Here is a 16,882-nt window from a genome sequence, read left to right as displayed (position 1 = left end):
AATGAGTGTGCCAAGCTTCCTACCCTATTTCATAGCGAGAACAGGAAGTGGGACCAGATTGTCCGAAGAATGAGTTGTAATGATATCATGGAAGTTTTCGTAGCTGGTTTCAATCATGTTGGATAACGCAGTAACGGTATTCGAGCCGGCATGAGGTGTGACCAACACTCTTGGATACAGCTCCACAAGCTTCTGGATCGTTGGGTCCGGGAGCATTTGCCATGGGTCAAATGCTTTGAAAAATAGTTCTTCCTCTTTAGGAAAGACATCTGTTCCGAACCCTTCCAAATGATTGCTGAGCAAAGCATCCAGAATGGCTTGGTTATCTTGTAATTCCCCACGTGAGGTATTGATGAGAATAGACCCTTTTTTCATTTTTGCTAAAAAGCTAGCATTAATCATTTGGTCGTTCTGTCCCGGCAGGTAAGGAACATGCACACTGACGATATCACTCTCTGCCAGTAGTTCATCCAAGGTTGTGAATGGAATGACGGCCTTGGCAGCCTCCGATTGGTACACATCATAGCCGATAACAGAAGCTCCTAATCCTTTAAATAATTTGGCTTCCGTCAGGCCGATGCGACCGACCCCGATAATCCCAACTTTACAATTGTGAATCTCTTTGCTGAACGTATGCTCGTCCACAATAAAATTTTTGAAAGAGCTTTTGGTAGTCATATAAGCGGTGTGACGGAGCAGCATCATAGCAAGCGTTAAGGATAGCTCTGCAATGGCATTCGGAGAGTAGGATGGCACACGTGCGACCTTCATTCCAAATTCACTGCAGGCATCCAAATCAATATGGTTGATTCCGACGGTTCTGGTAAAAATATATTGAATGCCGTACTGATTGAATTTTGCGAGATTCTCCCGATTGGCAGCACAGTTTCCTCTTAACAAAACAGCATCGTGATGCTGCGCCAGTTCTGCATTGCTGGAGGTCAGCAGCTCTTCTACTAGCGTTAGCTGGAAATTATATTTATTAAGCTCATGGAAATAGGGCTTCTCATATGAACGGGCACCATAGCAGATGATTTTTAACATGTTGTTTTCCCCCTGATTTAGAAAATTCCAATTTTATCGATGACATTGAGCGTAATAATCCACACCGGAATCATGACGACGGAAGTGATAGTTGATAGAAGCGATGCGTTGGAAGTTAGTACAGCTTCCTTATCAAAACTGATGGCATAGGCTGCGGCTACGGTAGCTGTAGGAGTAGCCATCATAATGACAATGGTAGATAAAGCGACAGTATCGACCGACAGAATATGAGATATAGTCAACAAAGCCAGCAAAACGATGTTCACAATAGGTACCAGCCAAACTTTAACAAGGCTGTAATACCATGATGTCTTGTCTGTAGCTGCCGACTTGAAGCTGATTTCACCCAAAGTTGAACCAATCGATAACCAGGCCAATGGAGAAGCTAGTCCGGCAAGGTAGGTCATGGGCTTGAACAACCAGACAGCGGTTTGATCAATTCTTAGAAAGGCAAACTGCTGAATAGCCCCATCCTCTGTAGCCACACTCATTTGTGGTAAATAACCCTGGAACAACCAAACAAACAAGCCTATAAAAGTCGCAATAACAATCGGATTCAAAAACATAGTTTTGAGATTTTTAAGCTCCATTTTTAAGCCGCTCATTTTGATATAGCCATAAGAATATAAGAAAATGCGGTAGCCTATATTAAAAATGGAACTGTACATCACTCCGGTAGGACCGTAAATGGCACCGACAATGGGAATTCCGAAAAAAGTAGTAGAACCGAAAATGGTTAGTACCCGTAAAACATCCTGCTTATCCTTGTTGTAGCTCAGGAAGAACGGCTTTGAAATAAAGATGAGAATGATATAAATGAGAATCCCCCATATTAAAACATTCATGCCCTGTTTTAATATTGTAGGATTGATATCCTGCATGAAAGAATTAAAGGCTAGTGCTGGTAGAGCCACGGTGAGAACAACCTTAGATAGCATCTTTCCTACGGCTGCTGTAAAAATCCCCTTCTTGCGGCAAAAAAAGCCGAGCAGGATAATAAAAACGGTAGAAGCGATAGAACTGACAATACTGTTATCTGTTAAGGTCGATGTAATCATTTCTAGTAAAGACATAGATAAAACCCTCTCTTGTACCTTTTTTCACATAAATGCCGATGCAAAATGTGACAATGCAATTCCCTGATCTTTTGGCCAAAGTGTTTGGTTTGCACCTTTATAGTAAAAAAACTTTGTGAAAAAAAGAACAATATCTAATTAATTTAACTTATGAAACTAATTTAAAAAATTTATACGTCACATCAGGATGTAAATGTGAGGTGCCCATCAACATACATGCTATAATATAAAAAAGTTAATTCCAACCTAGTCAGTGGGTTAAATAGATTAGACAAGCAGGAGGGGCCGCATGAATCCGATACAACGTATAGTGAACAAATTTCAGCTGATCGTGCTGGACGGCGCAATGGCGACTGAATTGGAACGTCATGGGCATGATCTGAACGATAGCTTATGGTCGGCCAAAATACTCTATGAACATCCGGATTCGATCAAGCGTGTACATCGAGATTACTTTGAGGCTGGGGCAGACTGTGCAATTACGGCGAGCTATCAGGCCACTGTGGAAGGCTACGTTCAACGAGGGCTAAGCGAAAATGAGGCGTTGAAGCTGATTCAGTCATCGGTGCTGATTGCTGTACAGGCACGAGATGAGTTTTGGGCCGATTTGACGGCTACTGCAAGTCAGCAGCATCGTCCCAAGCCGCTGGTTGCGGCCTCTGTCGGACCCTATGGAGCTTTTCTGGCTGATGGTTCAGAGTATCGCGGTGATTACAAGCTGAGCGAAGAGCAGCTTATGGAGTTTCACAGGCCGCGCATGAAAGCTCTGATCGAGGCGGGAGCAGACATTTTAGCTTGTGAAACGATACCCTGTCTGGTGGAAGCCAAGGCTATTGCCCGCTTGCTGAAGGAATTCCCCGGTACGTATGCCTGGATCAGCTTTAGTGCAAAGGATGAGCAGCATATCAGTAATGGCGAGTCTGTCGCCGCATGTGCAAAGTGGCTGAATGAGCATGAGCAGGTGGCTGCGGTAGGGATCAATTGCACGTTGCCCAAATTCATTCCATCTCTTATTCACGAAATACACAGCCATACGGACAAGCCGGTGGTGGTATATCCCAATCTGGGGGAGGAATATGACCCGGTCACCAAGACATGGCAGGGCCATACTTGTACAGAAACGTTCGGACAGAGTGCCCGGCAGTGGTATGAAGCAGGAGCGCGTATGATTGGTGGCTGTTGTCGGACTCAGCCGCAGGATATTAAAGAAATCGTGGCATGGTCGAGAGAGATATAAACGAGGATAAGCTTTAGGGAAAGGTTATCATTGAGTTTTCCTCCATTGCCGCAAAAGAAAAAGCAGGCTGAACCAAGTTATGCTCCAGCAATGGAGCAACCTGGTTCAGCCTGCTTTTTGTACAAATAAATTTTTAAAGCCCCGCTTCGTTCAATACCTCTACCTCTCTACCTCTTTGCCAATCCAGATCAGCTTTCCACCAAACGTTCCAGCAACGCGTCTCCATTGCGGCTGACCCGAATATAGGCGTAATGAGCGTTCTGTTCAACAGTACGTCCAGTTCCTTCAGGAATGAAATAATTCTCAATACCGTACAGAATACGAGAACCATTCCATTGTCCATTGAGAACAATTTCATGATGGGCAAGTTTCTCACCATCTTGATATAGACGATCAGCAATGTATACTCCTTGGCTATCTGGTGTGAGAACGACTTTAACCTTGCCTCGGTTCCAATCCTTCTCCTGAAGAGGGTTCTTGGAAGGAGGGGGAGAAATATCGTAATTCAGTGCCACATAATCGCCCTGCAACAGGGAGCGCGGGTCTATAGGAGCCAGCTTGAGCTTAACGGAGGCACCTGTGGCGAGCAGGGTTTCACTTCTCGCCGTCTGATAGCCGATAATCCCTAGCTGTAGCACAATGACAATGGCAATGAGTAACGGGCTTAAGCGCATAAAGCTAAAGCTGCGGTGGTCGGCATCGAACGCTGTTTTGCCGCTATGGGCCATTCGTCGATCGAGCCACCAGGTAATTCCCAGTACAATGATCCCCAGTAGCGCCAGTGTAAAAGATTTATACAGCAGCGTCCACAGTAAATCATAGTATTTGAAGCCGATAAAAATAAACCAGAATACGACGCTCGTAATAGCCTCCGATTTTTGTTTGTGACGGATAAAGGCAAAGACCATCCATGTAACGATAACAAAATAAAAAATGTTCATGAACATATAAGAGTGTGGAATGACATCCTCGAAAAACGTCGTCCAAAACAGAAACAATAAGCTGAAGAATAATGAACTATCCCGAAGATGTCCTTTTAGCTCTGTCTTGGGTCTAAAGTAGCTTATCCCATATAACACAGCATTGAGAGCGAACAGGGCGAAGATGATGAACTTATAGGTCCAGTTCCAGCCATCCCACTCTTGATACTGTTGAAACAAAACAGTTGCCATATTCAGGTTTACAAAAGTATAGGCAAAAAATCGCTGCCTTTTCCCCTTGGAGCGAAACCATCCGGCGATGGAAACGATCAGAAATAATACCGAAAGTATCGTCTGATCTGACCATAGAATGGCCGCCAGGCCGGTAATATAGCTGATGGTCAGCAGCGTATAACGGATTACAGAATCCAGCTTGGACTCTGGTATGACGATCATCGTAATCATCAGCAGCAAAGACACGCCCAGCAGTACATATTCGGTGTGGTTTACATTCGTGCTAATCATAATCAGTCCGATGAGAGATATACTGCCAATCAGCACTCCAACCACTTTGATTACGCGAGATACGGTTTTGGTGATCCACTCACTGCTATGTTCCTCAGGGACGGCTGTCTCATCCGGAGACGATTTTCCCAAACGATTTAAATAACGGAAAAACCATACGTTACCCGTCAATAGCAGTGCCACAAAAATCAACCCGAAAACAAAGAATAGTGATGAAGAGTACGCCTCTGCCAGCTCTATAAATTTAAAGACAGCAAACGCCGAGAGCGCCAATGCATTCAAGGTCAGTAACGTTTTATTCAGCCGAACCTTGATAAATATATAAAATCCTAAAGCAATCACAGCGATATGCGGTATATTCATGATCAGGCCATATCCATCGAATGCAAAGGAGTTGGTCATCGCCAACATAGCTATATGGAGAACAGTAAAGCTCATATATTGTAGTGGAGCCGAATGTATACGATGAAGGAACGTCAATAGAAATAGCACCAGATTGAATATTGCGAACACTCCAGCGATGGACAACGATTCCAGTTGGCTATAAGACGCGCTTTGCATCGTTGGATAGAAGTAAAGCCATACCCCCAAATGAATCAGTACATAAGACAGCATATATAAAGGATTGTAGCGAGTAATCCAGCTAAGCAGTAAAGCCGGCACTGACCAAATGAAAAACAACCCGTAGCTGTCCGCATGGGAGTTGTAAATTTGACCGAGCAACGCCACGGAAACGCCGAAGGCTACACAGCCAGCCACCAGAAATATATTGGACAGAAAAGCTTGTTGCCCGGGAACGGCACGTATACGTGCAAATACAAAAGATAAGCCATAAAACAAAACAATAAGCGCAATAGCCAGCACAATTTTGACTGTCCGATCCAGTCCGCCCCAATTGGAGGCGAAAAAATAAATAATCGCAGCCAGTATCAGTGAGATGCCCAGCAGATAACCTGTACGTATAGCATTGAATCGCAGCATGGAATTCACGTACCTTTCCTGTTGGTTTGATGCTTATTATAGCGTTGATAGCGCTCAGAACCAAGTACAAATTAGGATCAGGTCATAAAAAAGGGAGAGCCGCCGTATGTGGTGGTTCTCCTGTATCATTACTGGATTCCGACTAAGCGTTGGCAGTGCGGATCTCTTGCCGGGACTGATGCCGGAAGCGATACTCTCGGGGTGGGATTCCTGCTGTTTTCTTAAATGCTTTGGAAAAGGTGGACATATCGGTATATCCGATGGATTGGGCGATAATCGACAAATTGTAAGTAGTTTGTTCCAGCAATCTTTTGGCTTCGTTAATCTTGAGAGTTTGCAAATACTTGGCGGGGGATATGAGAAAGGTGGAATGGAACTTACGTGAAAAATGCGCACGATCCACACCTACATGCTCAGCAATTTGCTCGATTGTAACACGGTCACAATAATGCATTTCGATGTAATCTTTCCCCTGCTGGAGCCAATAATCAGAGCATACAGAGTTGCGCAGCGCGCCAGATGTGTTGCGGGACAACTCCTCGAAGATCTGGTGTAGTGTAATTAAGCGGGCCAGATCGCTGCCCTGTCTGTTGTGGTCGTTGACGATGGAAAATAGGTTGGAGATAAGCTCGAGGATGTCCTCGCTCACTGCGTTAGCTATAAATGGCTTAGAGGGGGTAATCCCGATCCGCTCGAGTAGCGCCAGTGATTTTGGTCCCTCAAAGGCAATCCATACCTTTTGTAACGGGTGCTCTTGGTTGGTGTAATATTCATGGGCAAGATGGGGGAAAAAACAGAATAAATCAGACTTTTGGACTCGATACTTCTTTTCCTTATAAATGAACTCAGCCTGCCCTTCAAGTACAAAAATAAAATAAAAATAAGGGACAGCCTTGGGGCCGACATGACAGCTTGTTTTCGAAATATCCATACCCAGTCTGACCGGCCAAATAGCACTGGATTTTTCTAGTTCGGTTGTTGTGAAATAATGGTCTTCCACGATGTCGAAGTGATCTTCATTCTTTGTTCTTCTCATATTGTCACCTCTCCTTTGGTGGAGATAAGGGAATTTTGATTTTATTGTATATAAAGGAAAGTGTAATTACAAGTTAATTCATTGGAATTTGGGGTTATAAAATTAAAACGGTAAAGGCTCCATGGCTGGTAAGAGACGAGCCGTGGAGCCTTATAGAGTTCGGTGCTATACGATTAGCCTATGTCTATACGTTCAGGATTCCTTCTTTTGGGGTAACATTAAAGGCTTTAGCCAGATCGGCCAATTCCTGATCTGTAATCCGTTGCTTGATCTCATGCTGAGCAATCAGCATATAAATTTGTGCTGCTTTTTCAATCGTTTCAATCAGGCCAAACGCTTCATCAATGGAGCTACCTGTTCCGAAAATGCCGTGATGAGGCCATAATACAGCGTGATGATCCTTCATTTTTTTCGCTGTTTCGCGGCCGATTTCGCTGGAGCCTGGCACCATCCAAGGAATTACACCGATACCGTCTGGAAAGACTACGATACATTCGGTACACATTTCCCACAGCGTTTTGGTGAATTGGTTTTCGTCCAGACTATGAATAAAGGTCATGGCAATGACATGAGTGGCATGATTATGGATCACAACCCGATGGTTAGGATCGACCTTCAAGCGTTCAATGTGGCTCATAAAATGAGATGGCAATTCGCTGGTAGGAACCGCGTCATGCTTGAGGCCCCACAAAATTTCTAACTGCTCACCATCTTGGGATACACGCAGGACTCCTAAATTGGCTTCCGGATCGGCAATAACGTTTTTGAAGTACTTGCCTGATCCAGTGACGATAAAATATTTGCCTGCCAGTTCATTCACTGGGAAAGCGGGTTTAATCGTTCGAATGACTTTATGAATATCAATATATTTGGCAACCTCGGCCTCATCCAGAATATAACTTATATTGCCTCCATTGCGTTCATCCCAGCCGAATTTCCACATGTTTTGCGTAATTTCCGCCATCTCTCGAACAAATGGGATATCCAGTCCTGATTTTCGTTCTTTTTGATTCTCCAGCACAGTAGTCATGGATGATCTCTCCCTTTGGATGATATGAATATAAAATTATCAGTGCAGTAGTTTATCGTTTCAGCAGGACCTGTTGTTCATAGTTTTTAGCTTCGGTTAGCCATTCCTCACGAACGGGAACGCCGTTTTGAGCGCAATAGTAATCCCATACAGCCCCAAACGGATAGGATTTAAACTCTTCGACCAAGGCAAGGCGTGTCGTGAAGTCTCTTTCCTCTTCGGCCTTTTTCAGTTCCTCAATCGGTTCCAGCATGGCGCGAAGCAACGCTTTGATGGTGTTGCGTGTTCCAATGACCCAAGCAGCCACATGGTTAATACTTCCATCAAAGAAATCAAGGCCGATATGAGTGCGGGAGAGCAGCTCACCGCGCACCAGCTCACGGGCAATGTCCAGCAATTCGTCGTCCATCGTCACGACATGATCGCTATCCCAACGAACAGGTCTGCTGACATGGAGCAATAATTGATCGGTAAACATCAGCACAGAGGATAGTTTGTTCGAAATGACTTCTGTCGGGTGGAAGTGACCGGAATCGAGACAGATAGATTTACCCCGTGTCAGGGCGTAACCCATATAGAACTCATGAGAGCCGACGACATAGCTTTCCGAACCGATGCCGAACAGTTTACTTTCAACTGCATCGATGTTGTAATCTTCACTAATTTCTTCACTGAAAATTTCGTCCATAGCGTCCCGCAGACGTTCTCTTGGAGCCAAGCGATCCACCGGGGTATCCTTGTAACCATCCGGCATCCAGTGGTTTGTGACACATGGCTGACCGAGTTCTTTACCGAAATGTTCTGCAATCCTGCGTGATTTTTTACAGTGTGTGATCCAGAAATCGCGAATATCCGGATCCTTGTGACTTAGTGTGAAGCCATCCTCCGCTTTGGGGTGGGAGAACAGGGTCGGATTAAAATCAAGTCCAAGCCCTTGCTGTTTGGCCCAGTCTACCCAGTTCTGAAAATGGCGTGGCTCCAGTTGATCCAAATCTACTTGTTCTGTAGTATCCGCATAGATCGCATGCAGATTAACCTTGTGTTTACCGGGGATGAGTGATAGAGCTTTTTCTAAATCCTGACGCAGCTCATTAGGCGTGCCTGCTCTACCTGGGTAGTTGCCTGTTACGGCAATTCCCCCGCTAAGCTGTTTATCTTTGAACAGGAAACCCTGCACATCGTCTCCCTGCCAGCAATGTAGTGATATTTTAATTTGTGAGAGTTTCCGTAAAACGTCATCCACCTGAATACCGTGGCGGGCATACAGCCTTTTCGCTTCGTTATAACTCGCTTCAATGGCTTCGTTCATGATTTTACTCCTTTATTGAGATATGTGAGTAGGGGATGTTGCTTGTATTTTGAGGCGTTCCCAGCGATCCAGAAGCTCTTTCATGCCTTCCACTGATTGCGGCTCATATAGCCGAGTCGGGAAGGAGTTAGCTATGGTTCGGACAGCAGCTTTCAGATCTCCAAGAGCACCAGAGCTGATTAATTGCACGACAATATTGCCGATGGCCGTCGATTCGGAAGGTCCTGCCTGAACCTCGATTTCTAAAAGGTCGGCTGTTAGCTGACATAGTAATTCGTTGTTTGCGCCTCCGCCGACAATGTGCAATCGGGTAATCGTTTCGTCTGTTAAACGTTGTAGCTCATGTAGGGCATCCCGGTAGCTTAAGGCCAGACTGTCGAAAATACAGCGGGCAAGCGCGCCAGGTGTGTGCGGGATAGGCTGCCCGGTTTCTTCACAGAACCTCTGAATCTCAAGGGTCATACTATCTGGATTTAAGAATGAGGACTGGTTGCAGAGGACGAGACTGACAAATGGTGTCTCTGCTGAAGCCAATTCGGCCAATTCAGCAAAACTATGTGCAGAGCCTCCCTCTCTTCTAACCTCCTGAATCATCCATAAGCCCATAATATTTTTCAAAAAACGGTACGTGCCGTAAGCGCCCCACTCATTGGTGTAGTTCGCCTGCATAGCTGTCTTGGTATTCAAGGGTTGGGATCGTTCCATACCCAGTAGCGACCATGTTCCACTGCTAATATAAGCCCAAGACTCTTCCCGCGGTGATGGAACACCTGCAACCGCTGAGGCGGTATCGTGCGTAGGCACAAGGATGAGTTGGCAGTCTGGAAGATCATATTTCCGAACAAGCTCCGGCAAGATGGGGCCCAGGACGCGTCCAGGCTCAGCCAGCTCCGAAAATTGACTGCGCCGAAGCTGGAGCAGGGAGAGCAGATCCTCATCAAATTCTCGGGTGTTTACGTTGAGAAGCTGCATCGTGGATGCATTGGTCATTTCATTGACCATAATGCCAGTCAAGCGATAGTACAGATAATCGGGAACCATCAATATTTTATCTGCCTGGGCGAGTTGTTCCCGATCATGGACGAACAGCTGATACAAGGTATTAAAGTTTAGTTCCTGGATGCCCGTTTTCTCATATACATCCTCTCGGCTGATGAGCTGGTGCAGCTTATCGGGGGCATGTAGAGTGCGTGCATCGCGGTATGCGTACACCTCATGGATGCGATGACCTTCCTTATGAAGTAACACGTAATCTACAGCCCATGTATCAATGCCGAGCGTACAGGATTCAATCCCGTTTTGCTTAGCCTTTTGCAGTCCTTGAATGATCTCATCAAATAAATTGTCTATATTCCAGTAATTGTGCCCGTGCCTCTCAGTAAAGGAGTTGTTGAAACGATGAAGCTCTTGCAAGTGAATTTGTTCACCTTGTAGAGTTGCACTCACGAGTCTTCCGCTTGAAGCTCCAATATCAACAGCAAGATAGTTGTTCATATCTAATCTCCTTGCATGGTGAAGTCCTGGCAGCCCCAAAGTCTGCCTTTTGTTTCTTAACTAATTCCATACTACTTCCGTTTGTCTGTGTAGTCAACATAAACGGAAGTGAAAATCTTGGTTTTACCTTTGGAATTAAAAATAAAATTAAAAACAAATATTGTTTTGTGTTGTTTTCCGTTTTTTAATATCTGTTTGCTACTATATATATACCTCAAACAGGGATCGGTGTGTTGCTGCGATATTCAAATTGTGGAAGGTTCTCCAAATGCCGCTGTTTGTATGAAAAATAGTCTTGAAACCGCCCGCCAGAGGGTGTAGTATACAAGATATCAATTTCATATGACTCGTATAATATTGGGGATATGGCCCAAAAGTTTCTACCGGATGACCACTGTAATCGTCCGACTATGAGTGATAGCGCATCAGCTTCGGATGAATGCGGGCATTTTATTTGTGCGCCAATCCGTCAGGGATTACGACCCCAAGGACAGGCTTCACTTGAGAAACGACTCAAGGGAGCTTGTCCTTTTTTGGTTTTAGCAGGTTTTATTCTATTTAAAGTACAGAGGAGCGATATTCGCATAATGAAAGCTTTGGAAGAACGTATTCGTCAAGAGGGACAGATTTTATCCGATACGGTGTTAAAGGTAGATTCATTTTTGAATCATCAGGTGGATACAGCATTAGCATTGGAGATTGGCAAGGAGTTCGCACGCCTGTTCGGCAGTGCTCCGATTACCAAGGTACTTACCATTGAAGCTAGTGGCATTCAATTTGCGATGGCTACTGCTATTGCTTTGGGGGTACCGTTCATTTATGCGAAGAAGAAGAAGGTGATCACGCTGAATGAACAGGTATACTTCGCAGAGGTTCATTCATTCACTCGGCAGGAAACCTATCAGGTGAGCATTTCCCAAAAATATCTCGATGCTAGCGACCATGTACTGATCGTGGATGATTTCTTGGCTACTGGTGCAGCTTTGGTCGGACTTACGGATATTGTGAAGGAAGCAGGAGCGGAACTGGCCGGAGTCGGCTGTGTAATTGAAAAGAGCTTTCAGGAAGGTCGCGGGCTGTTGGAGCAAAGGGGCATTGCCGTACGTTCTCTTGCGCGTATCGCTTCCATGGCACCGGGCGAAGTCCATTTTATAGAGGAAGCTGGCACGGTGATTCCTCCCGTTAAGGAGAATGTGGGATGTTAAGTAAACAAAAATTATTTGCGCTGGGCTTCCAGCATGTCATGGCGATGTACGCCGGAGCCATTGCTGTTCCTCTGATTGTAGGGGGAGCACTTCACCTGACGCCAGCCCAGATGGCCTATCTAGTGGCTGCTGATCTATTCACTTGCGGGATTGCTACGTTATTACAGATTATGGGCACACGCTTTTTTGGAAGTAGATTGCCTGTCATTTTGGGCTGTACGTTTACGGCAGTAGGACCCATTATCGCAATTGCTTCGACCTCAAATCTGGCGACAGCATACGGTGCCATCATTTTGTCCGGTATATTTGTGGTGCTTGCGGCACCGCTATATGGCAAACTGTTACGCTTTTTCCCAACAGTGGTTACCGGCTCGGTCGTTACGATTATCGGTCTATCCCTTATTCCGGTGGCGATGAACAATGTAGCGGGTGGTCAGGGCAGCGCGGATTTTGGACAGCCGCGTAATTTGCTGCTGGCACTGGTTACACTACTGGTTATTCTGCTTGTCAATCGAGTAGCTAAGGGCTTTTTACGCTCGATTTCCGTGCTTATTGGTCTGTTCGCAGGTACTGTAGTCGCCTATGCGATGGGAATGGTGCATTTTGCTCCCGTAGCGGATGCTTCATGGGTGAGTATTGCGCAGCCGTTTTATTTTGGCAAGCCAGAATTTAGCATTATGGCGGTATGCACGATGATTATCGTCAATATTGTCAGCATGGTCGAGTCTACGGGGGTTTATCTGGCAGTAGGTAAAGCGATTGATCAGAAGGTGGAACAAAAGCAAATCGTCAATGGACTTCGTTCGGAAGGGCTTGCGATTATGCTGGGCGGTATTTTTAATGCGTTCCCTTACACGGCCTTCTCGCAAAATGTGGGTCTGATCTCGCTGACTCGCGTCAAATCGCGTAACGTTATTTTTGCTGCGGGCGGCATTATGGTCGTTCTCGGTTTGCTGCCTAAGCTGGCTGCTTTGACGACAGTGATTCCTAACGCTGTGCTGGGTGGGGCGATGATCGTCATGTTTGGTTCGGTTGCTGCATCAGGTATGTCTATTTTGTCAGAAGTAGATCTGCGGAAGGAAAGCAATCTGCTGATCGCAGCATGCAGTATTGCTGTAGGCCTAGGCTCAGCTGTTCTGCCGCAAATGTTTGACCAACTGCCTAGCTTTGCCAAAATGCTGCTGCAAAATGGTATTGTATCGGGCTCGATTACGGCAATTGTCTTGAACATCGTTTTGGCAAGAAAACAGGGTGAATCGGTCAAAGGTGTAAATGTCTCGGAGGTTCCACAGAAGGTTTGATGAATAGGAAATAAACCAAAACAGCCGGAGAGAGGGGGTAGCCTCTTTTCCGGCTGTTTGGCATGGGGTTACCCAGAGCGAGTTATTTATTAAGCAGCATGAAGTTATTGATAAACACCCTTCTTGTATGAAAATGGGGGATTGAGAACCTACTAGAAAAGTTTGCTAGAGTAGTAGGTGAAGGAGTGGTATAATCTACCTTATGGACTTTGAATAGTGGTGGATGTTTTCGGACCATGGCGCAGCTTCCCGAAAGGGGGTGAAGCCGATGGTCAACCTTGTGTCGTGTTACGATGTGCTACGTTGGATGGTTACGTTACTAAGCCTGGTGTTTAGTATTCGTAAGCTTTATCGATGGCTGCGTCGGAAATTTCGGAACAAGCGAAAACCCACCGCGTAATTAGGTTAGGCGCCTAACGGTGGGTTTAGCTAAGCATTTAGCGCGCCGTGGTGATCCACAGCCCTTCAAGTCCTAAGAGTCTTTGCCGTTGGAGCGGCGAAGGCTCTTTTTAGTATACGGATACGGTGGGTATCTCTATACCTAATTTTAGCACGTGAATTGCGTGCACGCAACGTTAAGACATACCCTCAATTGCGCGCAAGCAATGAAGAGCCATGGTCTTGATTCACACTATATCGTTCAAATTTAAATTATTACGCAACATTTGTTGACAAGCCAGTAGCAACAAAATAAGATAATCCTAAATCGTAATAAAAAGGAATAAAGGAAGAAAACAGGTGTGAACGGGACAACTCTATGTACGAGGTTTTGTTGAGACGATGTAGATAGTTGTTGAGCGTGTTCACTTAAAAGGGAAGTTCGGTAGATTCCGACACGGACCCGCCACTGTATACAGGCATCAGCAGGGTACTGCTGGAGCTTTCAGAATAGCCACTGGAACTGTGAGGAACCGGGAAGGCCTGAAAGATAAGCCTGGAGTCAGGAGACCTGCCTGTTTTGACATCACTGTCAGACCCACGGGATGCTGGGGAGGTGGTTAGGCGTGCTGCATACGGAATGTCTGAAACCGATCTGATCCCTTCTATGTTTTTGGAGTTGGCTTTGAGGTGAGTTTTGACATTTTATAATGAAAGCATTTCTGACTGCTGGTCAAGTGGTTGGGAATGCTTTTTTCGCGTTTTGCGTTAGGTTTATACGATATTTTACAAGATAGAGGAGGACATGTGGGATGATAGGCAATCGTAATAGGCGTTCATGGTTCATATGTACAGGATTGCTGCTGCTGATGGCAGTTATGGCTCTTTCGGGATGCGGCACAGCCACGAAGACGGAGGATAGCTCAGGCAAGGGTGAGAATACGCCTGCACAACAGACTCCAGCAGGTAAAAAGCTGGTGATGGCGTATACGTGGAAACCGTCAGGCGTCGATCCGCATGGAGACAATAGCTGGGATGTGATGCGTTCCGGTGCCGGTGAGACACTCATTCGTTTGAATGAAAAGTTGGAGCCTGTGGCTTGGCTAGCCAAGGAATGGAAGCACGACAGTCCTAACGTGTGGACGTTCAGCTTGCAGGATAGGGTCACTTTTCATGATGGAAAGAGTATGGATGCAGCAAGCGTAAAAGCATCTTTGCTGCGCTCTATCGAGAAAAGTCACCTGGCGAAGGATTTACTGGATGTGAAGTCCATTGATGTAAATGGCCCGCTGACGCTGAAAATCACGACAAACCAGCCGAATGCAGCGCTGGCATCCAATCTGGCTGATCCGTCAACGATCGTGCTGGATGTGGCATCCATGAAAGATGAGCAGAGCTACCCTGCAATGACAGGTGCTTTTAAAATCAAAGCCTTTAACAAGGATCAATCCTTGGTCGTAGAGCGTTATGACGGATATTGGGGCGAAAAGGCACGACTGGCTGAAGCAACGATGGAATTCATTACGGACGGTAATTCGCGCCTGATGGCGTTACAATCCGGTGAGGTGGATGTAGCGACGGATATTCCGGTAGATAACGCAGAGGTACTAAAAAAGAACGACAAGCTACAAGTGCTGTCGGCTCCGTCCTTGCGTACCCATATGATTGTGTACAACATGGAATCGCCTGTGTTCAAGGATGCGACCAACCGTAAGGTGGTGGACAGTCTGATTCCGCGCGCATCCATTGTGAGCGCCGTCATGAGGGGCTTCGGTACGGAAGCAAGCAGCCCGTTTCCGAGTATTCTTCCCTTCGGTAAGATTGAGCGTAAAGCATTGAACGGAACGACAGAGCAGTTGTTGACGAAGGATGGCTGGCAGAAGGATGCCCAAGGCACATGGTCCAAGCAGGGCAAGCCATTCGAGGTTACGCTGCTGACCTTCCCTCAGCGTCCGGAGCTATCCGTCATGGCTGAGGTTATTCAGAGCCAGTTGCTGAATGAGGGAATCCAGGTCAAGATTCGCAAGGTGGAAAATATCGACGAGGCGTTGACCAAAAACGATTGGGATTTTGCTATGTACAGCATGCTCACGGCCCATACAGGAGAACCGCAGTATTTTATGGACATGTTCTACTCCTCTACAAGTGAAGCTAATGTAAGCCGTTATGCTTCCAAACCGCTGGAGGATATTCTTCACAGCCTGAAGTTGGCAAAGGATACCGCACAGCGTAATGCGGTAACACTGCAAGCGCTGGATATCATCAATACAGACTTGCCGCAGTCGTTCATTGTACACCCTGACAATGTGTTTGGCGTGAAAAAAGGGGTAGAGGGCTTTACGCCGCATCCGATCGAGTATTACTACATTACAGCGCAATCTGATATTGCGGAATAACGGGCTACGTATCCTATGATTCGTTTTATACTGGAACGTGTGGCGCAGCTGCCCATCATTGTATTCGTTGTATCCACGCTGACTTTTGTACTGATGAGGCTGGCCCCTGGTGACCCTGCCCTCATTTTACTCACCGCGCATAATGTTCCTGCTTCTGGGGAGGCGCTGACCGCGCTGCGAAACGAACTGGGCTTGAATGAGCCGCTTCATATTCAATATGTGAACTGGCTGCGGGATGTGTTCACGGGACATTGGGGAACCTCATATGTGTCCAAGGAGTCGGTGCTAAACGAACTGTGGAGCAGACTGCCCGCTACGGTGGAGCTAGCTTTGGCGGGCTTTGCCGTCATGACGGTGCTTACGCTTGGGATGGGGCTGGCTGCCTCGCTAAAAGTCAGCGGTCCACTAGATCGTCTGGGCAGGCTGTTCGCTTTGCTAGGATCGTCGATCCCTTCTTTTTGGCTTGGTTTTCTGCTAATCTATCTATTTTCCGTTCGCTTGGGCTGGCTCCCATCCATGGGAAGGGAGGACTGGACACATTTAGTACTCCCAGCGCTGACGCTTGGTGCAGGATTGGGAACGGTGCAAGCTCGTGTATTGCGCGCTCAAATGCTGGAGCTGAGTGACCGCAATTTTGTGAAGGCAGCGAGGGCTCGCGGTTTTTCCCGTATGCATATTCTCTTTTTTGAGCTATTTAAACATGCCGTTCTGCCAATGATTACGCTGTTAGGTACGAATCTATCATTTATGCTGGCAGGTAACGTCATCGTAGAGACCATTTTTTCATGGCCAGGGTTGGGCAAGTATTTTATAGATGCAATTACGCAGCGGGATTACCCGGTGATTCAGGGATATGTTATGTTTGCCGCATTTTTAATTGTAGGTGTTCAGTGTTTGGTGGATGTGGTCCAGACGGTGATAGATCCAAGGCTGCGTTTGCGTTAAGGGGG

The 16,882-nt window shown here is 46.2% G+C and carries 12 protein-coding genes and 2 riboswitches; of the genes, 5 read left to right on the top strand and 7 right to left on the bottom strand.

Annotated features, from left to right (window positions below):
- Nucleotides 1-24: 24 nt before the first annotated feature.
- The gene (locus OIU26_RS12690; RefSeq protein ID WP_129550243.1) at nt 25-1,044 is read right to left on the bottom strand and encodes a 2-hydroxyacid dehydrogenase; all 1,020 of its coding nucleotides are present in this window, start codon (nt 1,042-1,044) and stop codon (nt 25-27) included.
- 17 nt (nt 1,045-1,061) lie between these two features.
- A complete protein-coding gene (locus OIU26_RS12685; RefSeq protein WP_264217026.1) occupies nt 1,062-2,117 on the bottom strand; it encodes an AEC family transporter in 1,056 nt (351 codons plus the stop codon).
- Between the two features lie 292 nt (nt 2,118-2,409).
- Here OIU26_RS12685 and mmuM point away from each other — a divergent pair, with 292 nt between their 5' ends.
- Nucleotides 2,410-3,357 carry a homocysteine S-methyltransferase gene (gene mmuM, locus OIU26_RS12680; RefSeq protein ID WP_264217025.1) on the top strand — a complete coding sequence of 316 codons (948 nt, stop codon included), beginning with the start codon at nt 2,410-2,412 and terminating at the stop codon, nt 3,355-3,357.
- A gap of 188 nt (nt 3,358-3,545) precedes the next feature.
- Here the strand turns inward: mmuM and OIU26_RS12675 are convergent, their stop codons facing one another.
- The 5 genes from OIU26_RS12675 to rhaB form a co-directional block, all read right to left on the bottom strand.
- The gene (locus OIU26_RS12675) at nt 3,546-5,783 is read right to left on the bottom strand and encodes a GDYXXLXY domain-containing protein (protein WP_264217128.1); all 2,238 of its coding nucleotides are present in this window, start codon (nt 5,781-5,783) and stop codon (nt 3,546-3,548) included.
- A gap of 142 nt (nt 5,784-5,925) precedes the next feature.
- Nucleotides 5,926-6,819 carry an AraC family transcriptional regulator gene (locus tag OIU26_RS12670; RefSeq protein WP_058711908.1) on the bottom strand — a complete coding sequence of 298 codons (894 nt, stop codon included), beginning with the start codon at nt 6,817-6,819 and terminating at the stop codon, nt 5,926-5,928.
- A 184-nt stretch (nt 6,820-7,003) separates the two neighbouring features.
- Nucleotides 7,004-7,849, bottom strand: a complete 846-nt coding sequence (gene rhaD / locus OIU26_RS12665) for a rhamnulose-1-phosphate aldolase (RefSeq protein WP_264217024.1) — start codon at nt 7,847-7,849, stop codon at nt 7,004-7,006.
- A 52-nt stretch (nt 7,850-7,901) separates the two neighbouring features.
- Entirely contained in the window at nt 7,902-9,158 is a 1,257-nt protein-coding gene (gene rhaA, locus OIU26_RS12660; RefSeq protein ID WP_264217023.1) for an L-rhamnose isomerase, read from the bottom strand.
- A 12-nt stretch (nt 9,159-9,170) separates the two neighbouring features.
- The gene (rhaB, locus tag OIU26_RS12655) at nt 9,171-10,652 is read right to left on the bottom strand and encodes a rhamnulokinase (RefSeq protein WP_264217022.1); all 1,482 of its coding nucleotides are present in this window, start codon (nt 10,650-10,652) and stop codon (nt 9,171-9,173) included.
- A 327-nt stretch (nt 10,653-10,979) separates the two neighbouring features.
- Nucleotides 10,980-11,083: riboswitch (purine riboswitch) on the top strand.
- Between the two features lie 156 nt (nt 11,084-11,239).
- Here rhaB and OIU26_RS12650 point away from each other — a divergent pair.
- The 4 genes from OIU26_RS12650 (at nt 11,240) to nikB (ending at nt 16,877) form a co-directional block, all read left to right on the top strand.
- Complete coding sequence (locus OIU26_RS12650; protein ID WP_264217127.1) at nt 11,240-11,857, top strand: xanthine phosphoribosyltransferase; 618 nt, start codon at nt 11,240-11,242, stop codon at nt 11,855-11,857.
- A complete protein-coding gene (locus tag OIU26_RS12645; RefSeq protein ID WP_016822599.1) occupies nt 11,851-13,158 on the top strand; it encodes a nucleobase:cation symporter-2 family protein in 1,308 nt (435 codons plus the stop codon). The genes OIU26_RS12650 and OIU26_RS12645 overlap by 7 nt, the downstream gene beginning before the upstream one ends.
- 767 nt (nt 13,159-13,925) lie before the next feature.
- Nucleotides 13,926-14,129: riboswitch (cobalamin riboswitch) on the top strand.
- A 219-nt stretch (nt 14,130-14,348) separates the two neighbouring features.
- Nucleotides 14,349-15,932: an ABC transporter substrate-binding protein gene (locus OIU26_RS12640; RefSeq protein ID WP_264217021.1), complete on the top strand. Its 1,584-nt coding sequence runs from the start codon at nt 14,349-14,351 to the stop codon at nt 15,930-15,932.
- A 15-nt stretch (nt 15,933-15,947) separates the two neighbouring features.
- Nucleotides 15,948-16,877 carry a nickel ABC transporter permease gene (nikB, locus tag OIU26_RS12635; RefSeq protein ID WP_129550236.1) on the top strand — a complete coding sequence of 310 codons (930 nt, stop codon included), beginning with the start codon at nt 15,948-15,950 and terminating at the stop codon, nt 16,875-16,877.
- Nucleotides 16,878-16,882: the final 5 nt, after the last annotated feature.

The organism is Paenibacillus sp. BT-177 (assembly GCF_025846815.2).
Lineage (GTDB): Bacteria > Bacillota > Bacilli > Paenibacillales > Paenibacillaceae > Paenibacillus > Paenibacillus polymyxa_C.
This window is presented reverse-complemented; position numbering and strand designations above follow the sequence as displayed.

Coding starts and splice junctions, on each gene's coding strand:
- OIU26_RS12690 (WP_129550243.1), bottom strand. CDS start 1,044: ATGTTAAAAATCATCTGCTATGGTGCCCGTTCATATGAGAAGCCCTAT.
- OIU26_RS12685 (WP_264217026.1), bottom strand. CDS start 2,117: ATGTCTTTACTAGAAATGATTACATCGACCTTAACAGATAACAGTATT.
- mmuM (WP_264217025.1), top strand. CDS start 2,410: ATGAATCCGATACAACGTATAGTGAACAAATTTCAGCTGATCGTGCTG.
- OIU26_RS12675 (WP_264217128.1), bottom strand. CDS start 5,783: ATGCTGCGATTCAATGCTATACGTACAGGTTATCTGCTGGGCATCTCA.
- OIU26_RS12670 (WP_058711908.1), bottom strand. CDS start 6,819: ATGAGAAGAACAAAGAATGAAGATCACTTCGACATCGTGGAAGACCAT.
- rhaD (WP_264217024.1), bottom strand. CDS start 7,849: ATGACTACTGTGCTGGAGAATCAAAAAGAACGAAAATCAGGACTGGAT.
- rhaA (WP_264217023.1), bottom strand. CDS start 9,158: ATGAACGAAGCCATTGAAGCGAGTTATAACGAAGCGAAAAGGCTGTAT.
- rhaB (WP_264217022.1), bottom strand. CDS start 10,652: ATGAACAACTATCTTGCTGTTGATATTGGAGCTTCAAGCGGAAGACTC.
- OIU26_RS12650 (WP_264217127.1), top strand. CDS start 11,240: ATGAAAGCTTTGGAAGAACGTATTCGTCAAGAGGGACAGATTTTATCC.
- OIU26_RS12645 (WP_016822599.1), top strand. CDS start 11,851: ATGTTAAGTAAACAAAAATTATTTGCGCTGGGCTTCCAGCATGTCATG.
- OIU26_RS12640 (WP_264217021.1), top strand. CDS start 14,349: ATGATAGGCAATCGTAATAGGCGTTCATGGTTCATATGTACAGGATTG.
- nikB (WP_129550236.1), top strand. CDS start 15,948: ATGATTCGTTTTATACTGGAACGTGTGGCGCAGCTGCCCATCATTGTA.